This is a genomic window from Nesterenkonia ebinurensis (assembly GCF_008711175.1).
Taxonomy (GTDB): domain Bacteria; phylum Actinomycetota; class Actinomycetes; order Actinomycetales; family Micrococcaceae; genus Nesterenkonia; species Nesterenkonia ebinurensis.
In genome coordinates, this window is record NZ_VWNF01000003.1 from 70,995 (window position 1) to 87,519 (window position 16,525).

Here is a 16,525-nt window from a genome sequence, read left to right on the forward strand (position 1 = left end):
GGAACGGAGTGCACACTGATGAATCCTGTAGAGGAATTCACCCGCCGGCTTGAAGGCACCAAGAATGAGCCCACCCTGATCTTCGAACGCCGCTATGCAACAGCGCCCGCCGACCTGTGGGATGCTCTCACCTCCCCTGAGCGGCTCTCTGGCTGGTTCGGCACCTTCACCGACCCCGCCCCCAGTGCTGTGGGAGACACTTTCACCGTGGACCTCGGCGGCGAGCCTGAAGATGATATTGGCCGAGGCAGGGTGCTGGAGTGCGATAAGCCCAAGCGCTTGGCCTATCGCTGGCAGTGGCAGAATGAGTCCCCCAGCCAGGTGAGCGCTGACCTTGAACCCGTCGGGCAGGAGACTCTGCTGCGGCTCACCCATGCTCAGGTGGAACCCCGCAATGTGATCGGCTACAGCGGCGGATGGGAGCAGATCCTACTGGCACTAGATGATGAGCTGACCGGCACCGCCACCTATGCGCCCTACATCCAGTCCCATGAGGAGGCTGCCCATAAGATCTGGCAGAAGATCATAGGGTAGATATGTGCTCAGCTTCACCGATCCCCTCCCCCATATGCCACAGCGTGTCCTTATTGCTGGAGTGACCGGCGTTGGCAAGTCCACTCTGGGCAAGCGTCTCAGCGAACTCTGGGACCTCCCGTACACCAATCTTGACAAGCTGCACTGGGGCCCCGGTTGGACCGAACGCCCCACCTTCAGAGAGGAAGCGCTCACCCTGGCCGCATCAGGCCAGTGGATCACCGAATGGCAGTACGGGTCCAAAGGCATCCGACAGGTGCTGGCCGAGCGCGCGGACACCCTGATCTGGCTCAATTTGCCACGACGCATCGCACTGCCCCGGTTGTACCGGCGGACTTTCACCCGTTGGCTCAGCGGAGAAGAGGCCTACCAAGGCTGCCGGGAGCGCGCACCCTGGACCGCGTTCACCGACGAGAACCACATCTTCCGCTGGGAGATCAAGACCCACGGCAATTTCCGGAAGGCCATGCCGGCACAGGTAATGCGCTATCCCCACATCACCTTCATCGAGCTGCGGACCCCCAGCGAGGTCAGAAGATGGCTGGCCGGCCCTGTCCAGGGACATCCTGGAGACGCATAACCCTACTTACCCAGCCGTTGTTTCACGTTCAGCGCGATTCGACCCCTTTGCTGAAACAACGATCGGGTAAATCTACCGAGCGACGCCGCGGCACCCCTTCCCGCAGTAGTTTGCGCTCGATCACTTCGGGATCGGCAAGATCTTCCCATCCCCATCGCACTACTCGGTGCCCGGCATCCCGAATAGCCTCCTCACGACGCACTTGAGCCCAATAGACGCTGCGATCATCGCCACCAGCGAGCAGCTTGGCCTGGTCGAACTTGATCCGACCATCAAACTCACCCACGATCTGCCCGCCTGACCAGGAAAAATCAAAGCGCACCCACTCCCCCGATGGCAGGCGTTCCCTGCGTTGAAGCTCTGGGGGCGCGAATCCCAGCTGGGCAATCAGCACCCTCGAACGGGATTCGCCGGGCGATTCGCTGCGCTCATCAGCAAACTGGTACGCCCAGGTCCACGTCGCTGCCGCCTTCTTCGTGGACAGCCAGCGCTCCACTGCCATGAACTCTTGTGGAGCGATCCGTGTCCCGTCACCGCACCTCTCTCCCAAGACGGCATCCAGCGCTACAACACCGCCTTCTGGCCCAAGACGAGGAACCGTGTCTATCAGAACGAAGGGTAGGGACTCTACGCGGACCCGGACCGCTCGTCCCTCCGTATCAACCACGCCAGGCACAGGCACCAGCACGATTTTCACGCCAGAATCGGGGTTCCGATAGGCCTGCCATGCCCTACCCGAGGGTATGCCGGGAGGACTGGCTAGGCCATACCGCCGCACCGGCAGACTGCGTAATGCAGTCCCCACCTGTGAGCCGAACCGCTTTCTCCACTGAGCTGCATACCCTTCTCCAAGCCGCTTACCCACCGGGGAGTATGGCTTCGAGCTCCCCACGGAGGAGGAACTAGACGCGCGAACCTGCGCAGCATCAGGAACAGACAGCAACGGCACACCGTAGAGAGCCAACGCGGTCTCACGGCAGAAGATCGCCTGCGAGTGATGCAGTCCCACAGCTGCCACCAACCCCAGATGCCGGTCCCAAGGCTTAGCCTGCAACCAGCTGGCGGCCTCAACGAACACCCCGGGACGAAGTCGCAGCAGCTCGCCGCGGTCAACACGGCGCATCAGCGTCGCCCGGGACAGGCCAATCGCCCCAGGAGTGATCAGCTGCAGGGTAGACGGATGGTCCGGCACGTACAACATGTGCCATATATTACTATTAAAACTCTTTTGATGACATTTGATGCTCACAGTATGAGCTTCGAAGCCTTACCTTCAGATTGGCCTACCCGACCCCTCCTTGAGCCAGCACTGGCATGCGATGTGGTCGACCTCCTGCTCTGATTGCGTGACCGCCTGGTGTACTACACGGATTTACCCGGCCGTTGTTTCACTGACGGCCCGGATCCGGCCCCCACGTGCAACAACGGGCGGGTGAATGCGGGCACCAGCCCTCAGAACAGGCGGTCCATGCCGCGATCGGAGAATGACTTGCCCTCGTTCTGACAGGTGGGGCAGTACTGGAAGCTGGATCCGCTGTAGACCACCTGCTTGATCGCCTCACCGCATTCCGGACAGGGTTCGCCGAACCGCCCGTGGACACGCAGCGCGGTCTTCTTCTCCTTCTTCAGCTCACTTGCCGGCTGCCCCTCCGCCCGGGCCAGGGCCTCCTGAAGTGTCTGGCGCATCGCAGCATAGAGACGCGCAACGCCCTCCGACTCCATGTCGGCCGGCTGGAAGGGCGACATCTTGGCCGCATGCAGAATCTCATCGGAATAAGCGTTGCCGACACCGGCGATGAACGACTGCTTCTTCAGCACATTCTTGATCCGGGACTTTCCCGCTGACTTCAGAATCTCGGCGAAGCCTGCCTCATCGAGCTCCAGAGCGTCCGGGCCCAGCTTGGCAATCCCAGGCACCTCAGCCGGGTCGCGCACAATATGCAGGGCCAGCGCCTTACGAGTGCCCGCCTCGGTGATATCCAGCCCGGTGCCGTCATCCAGCACCAGCCGGGCGGCTATCGGGCTCTTCCTCGGCGGCATGCCGGCCGGGGCCTTGTCCCGCCAGCGGATCCAGCCGGCCAACGATAGGTGCACCGTCAGATGCAGATCCCCGATCTCAAAGTCCAGGAACTTGCCGTGCCGTCCGACCTGCTGCACGGTCAGGCCAGACAAGGCCGTGGCCGGCGGGTCGAAGGTCTTCAGCGCGTGGAAGGCGAGCACATCCAGCCGGTCGACCATACGTCCCTTCAGACGGGACTCCAGATCGACAGCGAGCGCATGCACCTCAGGAAGCTCCGGCATAGTGCCCTCATCCTAATCCGGTCCGGAAGTCGGCGACAGCCTGCTTATAAGCGGCCTCCTTGCGGTAGAGCTGGTGGCCGGCCACATCTGCCCACACCGGACGCAGCGGCTCCGGGTCCCGGCCAGACACAGCGAACACCGACGCCGGATTGAGCTGAGCGGACAGTGGAGCCTGCTCCAGCCCTCCCGGGTCGATTGAGGTGGGCGAGCCAAGCGGCGCCGCGGGCTCGGCAGGGTCTGGCAGCTGAAGGTCCACATCCGGGTCACCACTGCCGATCACCGGACCGCCGATCGGATCAGTGAGCCGGTAATGGTTCACCCAGCCGCCGCGGCCCGCTGCCAGCCGTGCGCACAGATCCTCTACCGCAGTCTGGCCGAAGTAGGCCGGAAAGACCTGCCCGTACAGGGTGGTGACCGGCGAGCCGTAGGTCAGCAGCCCGCAGCGGTGCAGCATGGCCGAGCCCATTGGAGCCAGTGCGGCGAAGGCTAGCGCGGAGCCCTGGGAGTGCGCAGAGACGATCAGCCCGCCGTCGCTCCGGATCCGCTCGGTGATCAGCCGTTGGAACTCTGGTACGGCCCGTTCGGTGAACGGCCGCACCGCAAAGGGATGGTACCGGCGCGGCCAGAAGGTCAGCACATCCCATACCGCCGCGATGGTGCGTCTCAGGGCACGCTTGCGGCTGGAGTGCCAGACCAGCCAAACTGCCCCCAATGCCACTGCCGGCAGCAGCACAGCTGCGGCCCAGGAGAGCACTCCGGGCTCCGGCGGCTGGATCCAATCTGCCATCGCCGCCCCGGGGTCAAACCGCAGCAGGATCACTGCCAGCGAGGAGACCAGGAACAGTGCAGCGAACACGGTGACCAGCTGCGGAGCAGTCTTGGCTGCCTCAGCCTTCCCCCGGGCCGCAGCCACCTGGGCCCGCAGCGCTTCGGTGACCCCGTCTGGCTGCTCACCTTCTGGGCTGGTGCGGGCGGGGAGCTCATCGGCATTCCCGCGCCCACGGCGTCGTGCTATCCAGATCCCCAGCGCGGCAGCCCAAGCCAGCAGCGTCATGACAAACGCCTCAATGAGCGCCAGTTCCTGGCCCCAACGGTCCCAACGGATACCCACCAGCTGGGCGGCCAGCAGGGCAAAGCCCGCGCAGAATCCGTTGCCCAGGGCCACCGCCATAGTGACCGCAGAGGCTGGCAGTGCCCGCGGTCCCTGCTGTCCCGGAAACCGTCCGCCGGGAGCCCAGCACACCGCGGCCAGCAGCACCGCCACCAGCATCTGCACCAGGCCGAGGGCTAGGAAGACCCTGCCCAGACCCAGGTTCGGCCCGCCCCAGCTGAGCACGGTGAGTACGACGACGCCGCCTACCGTGGCTGCGATCACCGCGCCGTGAATGCCCAGCAGCCTCTGCAGGCTGCGGTCGTGAGCGAAGAACTGCTCGCTGACCAGGTCCTCCCCCTGCTTCCACCGGGCTGTGCCGTCACGTGTTCCCACTCCGTGGCCGGGGTCCACCCGTTCGTACCTGCGCCTGGTGGCATCGGCGATGATCAGCAGCAGAAGCGGGACTGCCGCGGTGAGCAGGAAGCCGGCGAGCACCCCGCCGAGTCGGGCGGCGTCGTTGATCCTTCCCAGTGCCTGGTAGCCGAGATAGTCGATGCCGATGATCGCGGCCCAGAGCACATAGCCGGCGGTGAGCAGCACGGCGGCCAGGTGCACCAGTGCTCGGGTGAGTCTCAGGCGCAGCCGGTTGTGGGCGAAGTGTCCGTGTGCCCAGCCGGCAACATTGATCAGGGTGAAGGGCAGCAGCAGGACCCAGAGCGGCTGGTGCGGGGAGTCGGTGGTGAGCCTGCCCCAGTCGTAGGCCTGCACTCGTTGATCGCTGCGCCGGGCCAGCACCCGGGTGCGGCGGCCCCGATAGATGGTCACGGCCTCTGCCGCGGGCACACTGAGCGCAGCCGGGCCTGGAGCCCCGCCGACTCCATGGATTCTCAGCTCACGAATCCCCATCGGCACACAGTCTACTGAGCCGCTGCGCCCTCGCGAGAGATGTATGATTGACAGCGCGTGAGGGAGTATCCCTTGAAGCTGTGAACGTCAGCACGCGGAGCAATCGGGCTTCGCCGGGCACAGCATCCTGAAGCCACAGCGGTTCGGGTGGAGAGACTCGCGACGATGCACCATACCGTCGCTGTCTCGAAAGGATCCCTCATGGAGATCACACCCCTGGTCTGGGGACTCACCATTGCCGCCATTCTCAGCCTGTTGGCCTTCGACTTCTTCGCCCACGTCCGCAAGGCCCATGAGCCCACGCTGCGTGAAGCGGCCATCTGGTCGAGCGTGTACGTCGGCCTTGCGTTGCTGTTCGGGCTGGTCTTCCTGCTCTTCGGCGATACGGCTCATGCGGTGGAGTACTATGCCGGATACTTCACGGAGAAGGCCCTCTCCGTGGACAACCTCTTCGTGTTCCTGGTGATCCTCTCCAGCTTCAACGTGCCCCGGAAGTACCAGCAGAAGGTCCTGCTGTTCGGCATCGTCTTCGCGCTGATCGCCCGCACCGCATTCATCATGCTGGGTGCTGGGCTGATTCATCTGTTCAGCGATGTCTTCTACCTCTTCGGCCTGATTCTGCTGGTCACCGCAGCGAATATGCTCCGGAAGGAGCTCACTCACAACAACGCCCCGGATGCCGATAATGCTGTGGTGCGGCTGGCCCGGCGCTGGCTGCGAACCTCTGATGACTACGACGGTGACAAGCTGACCACTCGGGTCAACGGGCACCGGATGCTGACCCCGATGCTGCTGGTGATGGTGGCCATCGGCGGCACCGACATTCTTTTCGCTCTGGACTCCATCCCAGCGATCTACGGACTGACCCGGGAGCCCTATATCGTGTTCACCGCCACGGCGTTCTCACTGATGGGTCTGCGCCAGCTGTACTTCCTGCTCGACGGGTTGCTGGAACGGCTGATCTACCTCTCCTACGGGCTGATCGTGATCCTGGGATTCATTGCGGTGAAGCTGATTCTGCACGCTCTTCATGAGAACAACCTGCCGTTCATCAACGGCGGGCAGAACGTGCCGGTGCCGGAGATTCCCACCGGTGTCTCGCTGATCGTGATCCTGGTGGTGCTCAGCGCCACGGTGGTGGCCTCGTTGTGGCACTCCCGCAGCGCAGCAGCCGAGAGCCCCGATCTCAGGCGTTGATAATGCCGAAGCTGAGCATGATGTAGACGAAGATGCCCAGCACCACCCGGTAGCCGACGAACAGGGTGTAGCTGTTCTTGGAGACATAGTCCAGGAACCAGCCGATGATCACATAGGCCACCACGAACCCGACTGCGGTGGCGACCATGGTTTGCATCATGGTGTACGGGCCGGTCTGTTCCCCGATGGCACCGATGAGCTTGTAGAACCCGGAGCCGAAGACTGCCGGGATGGCCAGCAGAAAGGAGTACCGGGCAGCGGCCTGACGGGTGTAGCCCATCAGCAGCCCGGCAGTGATGGTGCCACCGGAGCGGGAGACCCCAGGGATCAGGGCCAGGGACTGGGCGAGGCCGTAGAGGATGCCGTCACGAACACTGAGCTTCTCCAGCGGTTTACGCTGCCTGCCGATCCGGTCTGCCACACCGAGCAGGACACCGAAGACGATCAGCATGGTGGCCACCAGCCACAGGCTGCGGAAGGCCGAGACGATGAAATCCTCCAGCAGCAGGCCCAGCACCACGATCGGTATGGTGCCCACAATGATCAGCCAGCCCATCCGGGCATCGGGGTCGCTGTGTGAGCCGCCGCCGAAGACCGCGCTGAACCAGGCCTTGAGGATTCGCACGATATCGCGCCAGAAGAACACCAGCACTGCAGCCTCGGTGCCTAACTGGGTGATGGCGGTGAACGCCGCACCAGGATCCTGCGCCCCGGGCAGGAACTCGCCGACGATGCGCAGATGCGCGGAGGATGAGATAGGAAGGAATTCAGTCAAACCCTGGACCAGACCCAGGATGATCGCATCAAGCCATTGCACAAACTGAGTTTAGTCCGCGGAAGCCGTTGGTGACGTTGATTCGCCGGGCTCTGGGGAGATCACGTCATCCGGTGTCACGTCCGGGGCATCAACCACGCTACCTGAGAGATAGATTAAAATTCGAAATCGTCCAGGACTTTATAACTACAAATCACTGAGCTCATCATCTGGTGTTTCGACCTCAACCTGAATACTGTAAACCGATGGCACCGCTATTGTGACGGTGCGTTTGATGGTGTCGATGAGTTCTTCAATCGTATCGGTGTCGAGTCCGTCTTTGAGGTGCACTTCCAGGATGACGAGCAGCTTATCTGATCCGAGGTACATAGTCCGCAGGTCAAGAACGCTGCGCACATTCGTGACGCTTTCTGCAACGTCGATGATTCTGCGCGAGGTGGTCTGCCCCGCGCCTCTACCGACAATTAAGCCCCGAATATCGAGAATCAGGAGCATTGCGGCACACATCATCGTCATCCCGATGGCGATTCCTCCCGCACCGTCAAGGCGGCTATCTCCTGTTAGCGCAAAGAGCAGAAGCGCAATGATGCCAATGCCGGTGGCCGTTGTGCCGATAGAATCTAGAAAAAATGTAGCTTTTGTCTCTATAAGACTCGAGTGGCGCAGACGTCTGAGCCAGCCAGCTGTGCCGCCACTCTGACGAAGCCGCCTAAAGCTCAAGCTAAACGAATACGCATTGGTGCAAAAACTGAAAAATAGCACGATAAATGCTAACCATATGTTATCGACAGGTTCCGGTCGAATAAATTGCTGATAACCGAAATAGACTGATGCCAGACCGGTGCCGCCGAACATAATGATTCCCGCAATCAGCGCCCAAAAGAATACTTCGCGACCGTAACCAAATTGAAACTGAGTATCTGGCCGCCGCTTGGACTTTTTGACCCCAACGAACAGTACGATCCCTGTCATCATGTCGCTCAATCCCTGAAGAGCTTGCGACAGCATGACCGTGCTGCCGGTGACAATCGCCACAAACGCATTAAGCGACACATCAAACACGCTCACCACTGTTGAGGTCAGAACAACCCGCGTATCTGACACTTTCTTCTTCGCCATAGATCGATCCTTATTGTGATCAGGAGGACGTGTGCTGGGTTCTGCTCCCCTGGGACGTGAGAATTCAAGAGGCTAAGGCGTGCAGCACCGGAGGTTGTTCGAAGCTTCGAAGCTCTCCGTGGTCTTCCAGTTTAGGGCGCCGTGGCATTGTCCTGCCCATCACCAATGGTCTCCATCGAGCCGACGAGCCCGGCATTGCGGAGCTTGTTGTTTAAATTGTTTAAAAGCTCATGCATGAACTGGGTGAGTTCACCCTGAGTTCCCTGCTTCGGAGCGCACCGCTGCCTGATGGGGTTTACGCGCCTAGGACTTTTTGGTCCGGTTAGTGGTGTACCATAATGTGAACACCATCTCGGACGTTCAGGTCCGTTTACTGAGGGGTCACTCATGCCGTTATCTCATCTGCCTCGCCGTATTCTCGGTGCCGTGGTGGCACTGTGCTTAGCTGCTCCCCTGCTCGGTGCCGGAACCGTCCCTGTCCTGACTCAGGGCGAGGCCTGGAGTGAACCACGAGTCACCACGATTCAGGCCCAGCGGGAGGCAGAAGAAACCCAGGCGGCAACAGACCCTGAAACAGAGGCTGCCGAGCAGATTGCCGAGGAGGAGGGTGCGGAGGAATCTCACTCTGAGGGTGGAGCTGAGCCGGTGGAGCCAGAGGATCAGGCGGCAGTGCCCCAGGAAGAGGACCAGGGGGACCCAACCGGCCAGGAGGCCACCGATCAGGAGGTTGATCAACAGGCTCGCGCCGATGACTCAAACAGTACGGATCAGACCACCCAGGAGCAGTCCCCCGACAACGAGACCCTGGAGACACCGGACACCAATACCGATGCTGCCAGTGCCACAGCCGAGAACTGGCGGGATCTCCTCGCTGTCGTCGAGGCTGCCTGTGATGACGCAGGCACAGTCAGCCTCACCAGCGATATCACCGCACCCCCAGGGGAGAACCTGAACCTGGCCGGTTGTGAGATCACCCTTGACCTCAACGGCTACGCCCTCGAGATCGAGGTGCTCGGCAATCTGGCAGCGGTCCACGTTCCTTCCAGCGCCTCTCTGACGATCAATGATTCCTCCAACGGCGCCGGCAGCCTCATCGCCGCCAGCAGCGATGAGGTGGGGATCGGCGGCGAGAATGGTGACGGTGGGACGGTGACCATTAACGGCGGGGAGGTCACCGCCACCAGCACCGGCTTCGGAGCAGGCATCGGCGGTGGCAATAACGGCGCCGGTGGGACAGTGACCATCAACGGCGGCGTGGTGAGAGCAACCGGCAGCAACGGCGCAGGCATCGGCGGCGGCCTTACCGGCGCCGGTGGGACAGTGACCATCAACGGCGGGGAGGTCACCGCCACCAGCAGCGCCGATGGCGCGGGGATCGGCGGCGGCCTTAACGGCGCCGGTGGGACAGTGACCATCAACGGCGGGGAGGTCACCGCCACCAGCACCGGCTACGGCGCAGGCATCGGCGGCGGCCGTGACGGCGCCGGTGGGACAGTGACCATCGAAGGCGGCACGGTGACCGCAACCAGCAACGGCGCGGGCATCGGCGCAGGCCCGGGTAACGGTGACCCTGGCAGTGTGACGGTGAGGGCTTTAAGGGTTGAGGGTTCCGCCAACAACGGTGGCGGCCCCGATCACCTCGCGGCGCCTGTCACCTGGGAAGAGTCGGAACAGGACCCGGATCTCTATGCCTTCGCCCGCACCGACCTGAACGAGGATGGCGGCGTGGTCTTTGAGCTGGATTTCGGGTACATGGTGACTATCGAGCCGCACAACGACCAGGAGACTACGGACCACTTTGCTGCCTTGGGCACCACCCCGGAGGTGCCCGCTGGCCCGCAGCGGCCCGGCTATGCCTTCATCGGCTGGCGCGTTGGCTCACCCGAGGGCCCCGAATGGGAGCCTGAGCCGCTGAGCGGGCCGCTGACCATCCACGCCACCTGGAGGTGGGAGAACACTGATGAGGACGGTGCCTTACGGGCCGGGGACTGGGATGAACTCACCACCGCTGTGGCACCGGCCTGCACTGAGGGCACAATCCGCCTCACCGGCGATATCACCGCACCCGCAGGCGAGAACCTGGATCTCGCCGGCTGCGAGATCACCCTTGACCTCGACAGCTACGCCCTCGAGATCCAGGTGTCTGGCAATCTGGCAGCGGTCCACGTTCCTTCCAGCGCCTCGCTGACGATCAATGATTCCTCCAACGGCGCCGGCAGCCTCACCGCCACCAGCAACAGGGGTGCGGGCATCGGCGGCGGCCGTGACGGTGCCGGTGGGACAGTGACCATCAACGGCGGGGAGGTCACCGCCACCAGCAGCGCCGATGGCGCGGGGATCGGCGGCGGCCTTAACGGCGCCGGTGGGACAGTGACCATTACCGGCGGCGCCATCACCGCCACCAGCACCGACTACGGCGCAGGCATCGGCGGCGGCGGCGGCTCCGGCTTGGACGGTGACGGTGGTGACGGTGGGACAGTGACCATTGAGGGCGGCACCGTCACCGCCACCAGCCGCAGGGGTGCGGGCATCGGCGGCGGCGGCAGCTCCGGCTTGAACAGTGACGGTGGTGACAGTGGGACAGTGACCATTGAGGGCGGCACCGTCACCGCCACCAGCAACAGCGGCGCGGGCATCGGCGGCGGCGGCAGCTCCGGCTTGAACAGTGACGGTGGTGACGGTGGGACAGTGACCATCAACGGCGGGGAGGTCACCGCCACCAGCAATAACCACGGCGCGGGGATCGGCGGCGGCAGCTCTTACACCGACGGCGGTGGTGGCGGCGGGACAGTGACCATCACTGGCGGCGTGGTGAGAGCAACCGGCAGCAACGGCGCGGGGATCGGCGGCGGAGATTACGGCTCCGGCGGGGAGGTGACCATCAACGGTGGGGAGGTCACCGCCACCAGCAGCGCGGGCGCGGGCATCGGCGGCGGCCGTGACGGCGCCGGTGGGACAGTGACCATCAACGGCGGGGAGGTCACCGCCACCAGCACCGGCAACGGCGCGGGGATCGGCGGCGGCGGCTTCCTCACTGGAGGCGGTGGTGGCGGCGGGATAGTGACTATCACTGGCGGCGTGGTGCGAGCGAACGGCGGTCAGGGCGCTGCGGGGGTCGGCGCAGGCCTGGAGGGCAGTGACCGTGGCAGTGTGATGGTGGGAGCTTTAGGGGTTGAGGGTTCCGCCAACAACGGTGGCGGCCCCGGGAGCCTCGCGGCGCCTGTCACCTGGGAAGAGTCGGAGCAGGACCCGGATCTCTATGCCTTCGCCCGCACCGACCTGAACGAGGATGGCGGCGGGGTCTTTGAGCTGGATTTCGGGTATATGGTGACTATGGTCGATCTTGCATTAGAGCTAGATGATGAGGATCGGCAGGTTGATCAGTTCATAGCCTTCGGAGACGCAGGCACTGTGCCGGAGCAGCCTCAGGTACTAGATGGATACACCCCTACCGGGTGGCGGGATGCGGCCCCGGCCGGTGAGGTGGTCACCGACTCGGTGAGTATCGATAATGGGCCGGTAAGGCTCTACAGCACCGCAGCGGCAGCCATGTTGTCCACTGAGACAATCACCGCAGGGCAGGTGGCGACCGTTACCGTCAACGCCTTGGATCAGGATAGTGAACTGGTTGATGTCACCGAGGATGCTCAGATCACCCTGGCGGGTGAAGAGACCGGCCCCAACCTATCTCCGAGCACCTCTGGGAACCATGACATCGACATCGAGTATCTGGGCGCTACCTTCAGCTTTGAATTACTCGTAGACCCTGCTGGGGCCGGGGCTTTGGAGGTCACCGGGCCTAACACCGTCACAGAAACCCAGACTGTGGTTTACACGCTGGAGGTCTTCGATGATTACGGCAACACCCACGGTACCCCCACCATGGAGCCTGAGGATGTGAGCTCTAGTGTGGCTGGTGACCAGATCAGCATCACTGAAAACAACGAGGTCGAGGTCACCTACGCCTTCACTCCTGAGGCTCTGACCGATCGGGTGTTGACCTTTACCTATACCGGTGAGAACGACGACGCCATCACCGAGACAGTGCACGTCGAGGTCGCCAGCGTGGTGGAGGGGTTGATTCTTGAGGTACCGGACCAGGCTGGTCATGGTGAGGCGGTCCAGGTGATGGTCACTGCCTTAGATGAAGACGACCAGTCATTGGGTGAGGTCACCCCTTATGTGGAGTTCTCTTCCTCGGTAGAGGATGATCGGGTCGATATTGATACGGGTACGCTGAGCTTCATCGGGGCAGGGCCCCGGGTGATCACCGCGACCTACCGGGGTGTTGATACCACCGGTGAGGTTGAGGTGCAGCAGGCTGTGACCGAGGTCAACCTCACCGCTGAGCAGGACACAGTGACTGCTGGGCAGGATATGGTCCTAGAAGTCACCGTTGACTCCCCAGCCCCTGGCAACCCAGTCCCCACCGGGGAGGTCGAGGTCTGGGATCAGGAAGCCGGTATCGATGAGGAGATCCCGCTGGCTGTTGGCACCCTGTCTGATGGTGGAGTCACTATCGCGGTGGCAGATCTCACCGATGCTGGTGAGTACAGTCTGGTGGTCGTCTACACCGGCACCAGCGACTTCACCTCCAGCACCTCTGACCCGGTGGAGGTGACCATAGAACCAGCTGCCCCGGACTCGATCACAGTAGAAGGCCCTACCCAGGTCACTGAAACCGATACAAGAACCTACCTCACTATAGGCTATGACCAGTTCGGTAACCGGATTGGATTCCTCACCGGTGACACAGTCATCGCCTCCAATGTGCCAACCGATGAGATCACCGGCAACCAGGTGGAATACGCCTTCACCCCCGAGGCCCTGACCGACCGGGTGCTTACCTTTACCTATACCGGTGAGGATGACCAGCAGATCACCACCACAGTGGAGGTCTCAGTCCACTCCGTGGTGGAGGGGATCGAGCTCAGTATTGACCCTGCCCGTGCTGTGGTGGGTGCCAGTGTGGAGGTTTCAGTGGAGGCCTTCAACACAGAGGGTGAGCCTTTGGGTGAGGTCACCGAGTACACAACGGTGACCTTCGAAGGTGATCCGGTAGAGGGTGGTGAGTTCACCCTCCCTTCAGCAGGCACCCACCAGCTGGAGGCCTCCTACCGTGGCGTGACTGATGACCAGAGCGTCTCCGGGGAAATCCCGGTACTGGAGGCCCTGGAGGTGATCGGTGATGAAGAACTCACAGAGACCCAGACCGGCACCTATGAGATCTCCGGGACCGACCAGTTCGGGGATCCGATCAGTATGGACTTCCAGCACCTGGAAGTGACCTCCTCTGAGAATACAGACACCATCACAGTAGATGAGCAGACCTCCCAGGTGCAGGTGGAATACGCCTTCACTCCTGAGGCTCTGACCGATCGGGTGTTGACCTTTACCTATACCGGTGAGAACGACGACGCCATCACCGAGACAGTGCACGTCGAGGTCGCCAGCGTGGTGGAGGGGTTGATTCTTGAGGTACCGGACCAGGCTGGTCATGGTGAGGCGGTCCAGGTGATGGTCACTGCCTTAGATGAAGACGACCAGTCATTGGGTGAGGTCACCCCTTATGTGGAGTTCTCTTCCTCGGTAGAGGATGATCGGGTCGATATTGATACGGGTACGCTGAGCTTCATCGGGGCAGGGCCCCGGGTGATCACCGCGACCTACCGGGGTGTTGATACCACCGGTGAGGTTGAGGTGCAGCAGGCTGTGACCGAGGTCAACCTCACCGCTGAGCAGGACACAGTGACTGCTGGGCAGGATATGGTCCTAGAAGTCACCGTTGACTCCCCAGCCCCTGGCAACCCAGTCCCCACCGGGGAGGTCGAGGTCTGGGATCAGGAAGCCGGTATCGATGAGGAGATCCCGCTGGCTGTTGGCACCCTGTCTGATGGTGGAGTCACTATCGCGGTGGCAGATCTCACCGATGCTGGTGAGTACAGTCTGGTGGTCATCTACACCGGCACCAGCGACTTCACCTCCAGCACCTCTGACCCGGTGGAGGTGACCATAGAACCAGCTGCCCCGGACTCGATCACAGTAGAAGGCCCTACCCAGGTCACTGAAACCGATACAAGAACCTACCTCACTATAGGCTATGACCAGTTCGGTAACCGGATTGGATTCCTCACCGGTGACACAGTCATCGCCTCCAATGTGCCAACCGATGAGATCACCGGCAACCAGGTGGAATACGCCTTCACCCCCGAGGCCCTGACCGACCGGGTGCTTACCTTTACCTATACCGGTGAGGATGACCAGCAGATCACCACCACAGCGGAGGTCTCAGTCCACTCCGTGGTGGAGGGGATCGATATAGATCTACCGGCTGAGGTCGCTGATGGTGAGACCGTCCCGGTCACAGTCACCGCCCTGGATAGTGATGGTCAGGCTCTAGGTGTGGTGACCTCCCAGTCCTGGATCTCCTCGGATGCCGATGAGGATGAGATCACCAACGGTCAGCTCAGCTTCACCGGTATCGGCCAGCGCATAGTCAGCGCCTCCTACCGTGATCAGAGAGCCACCACCTCCGTGGAGGTACACCCTGCTGGGGCCGGGACACTGGAGGTCACCGGGCCTAGCACCGTCACAGAAACCCAGACTGTGGTTTACACGCTGGAGGTCTTCGATGATTACGGCAACACCCACGGTGCTCCCACCATGGAGCCTGAGGATGTGAGCTCTAGTGTGGCTGGTGATCAGATCAGCATCACCGAAGACGGCGAGGTGGAGGTCACCTTCGCCTTCACCCCCGAGGCCCTGATTGACCGGGAGCTGCGGTTCACCCACCACACCGATGACCAACTATTGGTGGTCACCATACAGGTCGAGATCACCAGCGCCGTCGATACCCTCACCGTGGAAGCACCCGCTACCGCTGAGGTGGAGGACACCATCGCGGTCGGTGTCCGAGCGCTGGATAGCGAGGGCGTGTCTCTGGGTGAGGTGACCTCTTACACCGTGCTGTCTTCCTCAGTAGAGGATGACGTCATCGAGGGCAACGAGATCATCCTAGCCACCGCTGGTGAACGCACCCTGACCGCCGCCTACCGGGATCTCACCGGCACCATTGACATTGAGGTCACCGCTGCGGTGGATGAGCCGATCACCCCTGAAATCATTGGTATCGGCAGCAGCGAGATCTTCATCGGAGACACCCAAAGCGCCACAGTCACCGGATATGCACCTGGTACTGAGGTCAGCGCCACAATGTACTCCGATCCATACTTCATCGGCACCCAGGCTGCCGATAAGACCGGCACAGTGATCTTCACCTGGGAGATCCCTGAGAACACCGAACCCGGTGACCACATCGTAGTGACCAGCGCACCCGGCTATCACGACGCCTCAATCCCCTTCACCGTACTGACCCCCCAACCACAACCCACCCCCACCGAAGAACCCACACAGGAGCCCACCCCTACCGAAGAACCATCTCCCACCCAGGAACCCACAGGGGAGCCTTCACCGACAGTGGAACCCACTGCGACTCCGAGCCCGACAGAGACACCGACATCAGAAGATGAGGAAGACAACGACGAGGAGGAGGACCTCGCTGCCACCGGCTCATCCTGGACACACCTACTGCCCTTAGGGACATTGCTACTAGTACTTGGCGCACTAGTTATCACCCTGACCAACCGCAGGGAGTCCAGACCTAAGTAACCCACAAGACTGGTCACCCCGGGTCAGTGTCGTGAGCACAAACAGGGTGGCCAGGACCAGACACTGCGCCCGTGGTTTCCGTTCCCACGCAGCCATCCGTCTGGTCCACGGCCCCGCCACAGATCCCCCGTTCAACTGTGGCGGGGCCACTCCACTCTGTTAGCTACCAAGTCGGGGTAGCTAACATGCTGGCCTCGACATCACGCTTGGTCGACAGCACTGGCGGGGACTGTCTGATTAACGGTGGAAATGGTTTGGCATGATCCGAAAGGGAATCATGTCTGAAGACACCACCACCGAATCCATAGCTGAGCAGTTGCCGCAGGAGATGATCGATCCTGTGACAGGAGAG

The 16,525-nt window shown here is 62.1% G+C and carries 8 protein-coding genes and 1 pseudogene; 4 read left to right on the plus strand and 5 right to left on the minus strand.

The genetic code is table 11. The features are described from left to right. Window positions 1-18: 18 nt before the first annotated feature. A complete protein-coding gene (locus F0311_RS01670; protein WP_150460226.1) occupies window positions 19-534 on the plus strand; it encodes an SRPBCC domain-containing protein in 516 nt (171 codons plus the stop codon). Window positions 535-568: 34 nt separating this feature from the next. Beyond that, a complete protein-coding gene (locus F0311_RS01675) occupies window positions 569-1,114 on the plus strand; it encodes a P-loop NTPase family protein (RefSeq protein ID WP_150460227.1) in 546 nt (181 codons plus the stop codon). A gap of 28 nt (window positions 1,115-1,142) precedes the next feature. Here the strand turns inward: F0311_RS01675 and F0311_RS01680 are convergent, their stop codons facing one another. The 3 genes from F0311_RS01680 to F0311_RS01690 all read right to left on the minus strand — a co-directional run bounded on the left by F0311_RS01680 (window position 1,143) and on the right by F0311_RS01690 (window position 5,414). Further along, the gene (locus tag F0311_RS01680) at window positions 1,143-1,616 is read right to left on the minus strand and encodes a hypothetical protein (protein WP_150460228.1); all 474 of its coding nucleotides are present in this window, start codon (window positions 1,614-1,616) and stop codon (window positions 1,143-1,145) included. Between the two features lie 950 nt (window positions 1,617-2,566). Next, on the minus strand, window positions 2,567-3,415 hold the full coding sequence (locus F0311_RS01685) for an Fpg/Nei family DNA glycosylase (RefSeq protein ID WP_150460229.1): 849 nt from the start codon (window positions 3,413-3,415) through the stop codon (window positions 2,567-2,569). 7 nt (window positions 3,416-3,422) lie between these two features. Continuing rightward, window positions 3,423-5,414 carry a hypothetical protein gene (locus F0311_RS01690; protein WP_150460230.1) on the minus strand — a complete coding sequence of 664 codons (1,992 nt, stop codon included), beginning with the start codon at window positions 5,412-5,414 and terminating at the stop codon, window positions 3,423-3,425. A 201-nt stretch (window positions 5,415-5,615) separates the two neighbouring features. Here F0311_RS01690 and F0311_RS01695 point away from each other — a divergent pair. Continuing rightward, a pseudogene (locus F0311_RS01695) lies at window positions 5,616-6,584 on the plus strand (TerC family protein); the annotation flags it as partial. Between the two features lie 16 nt (window positions 6,585-6,600). Here F0311_RS01695 and F0311_RS01700 read toward each other — a convergent pair. Further along, window positions 6,601-7,428: an undecaprenyl-diphosphate phosphatase gene (locus tag F0311_RS01700; protein WP_150460232.1), complete on the minus strand. Its 828-nt coding sequence runs from the start codon at window positions 7,426-7,428 to the stop codon at window positions 6,601-6,603. Window positions 7,429-7,572: 144 nt separating this feature from the next. Beyond that, complete coding sequence (locus tag F0311_RS01705; protein WP_150460233.1) at window positions 7,573-8,505, minus strand: cation diffusion facilitator family transporter; 933 nt, start codon at window positions 8,503-8,505, stop codon at window positions 7,573-7,575. A gap of 387 nt (window positions 8,506-8,892) precedes the next feature. Between F0311_RS01705 and F0311_RS17880 the strand changes: the two genes are divergently transcribed. Then, window positions 8,893-16,173 carry an Ig-like domain repeat protein gene (locus F0311_RS17880; RefSeq protein ID WP_191089678.1) on the plus strand — a complete coding sequence of 2,427 codons (7,281 nt, stop codon included), beginning with the start codon at window positions 8,893-8,895 and terminating at the stop codon, window positions 16,171-16,173. Window positions 16,174-16,525: the final 352 nt, after the last annotated feature.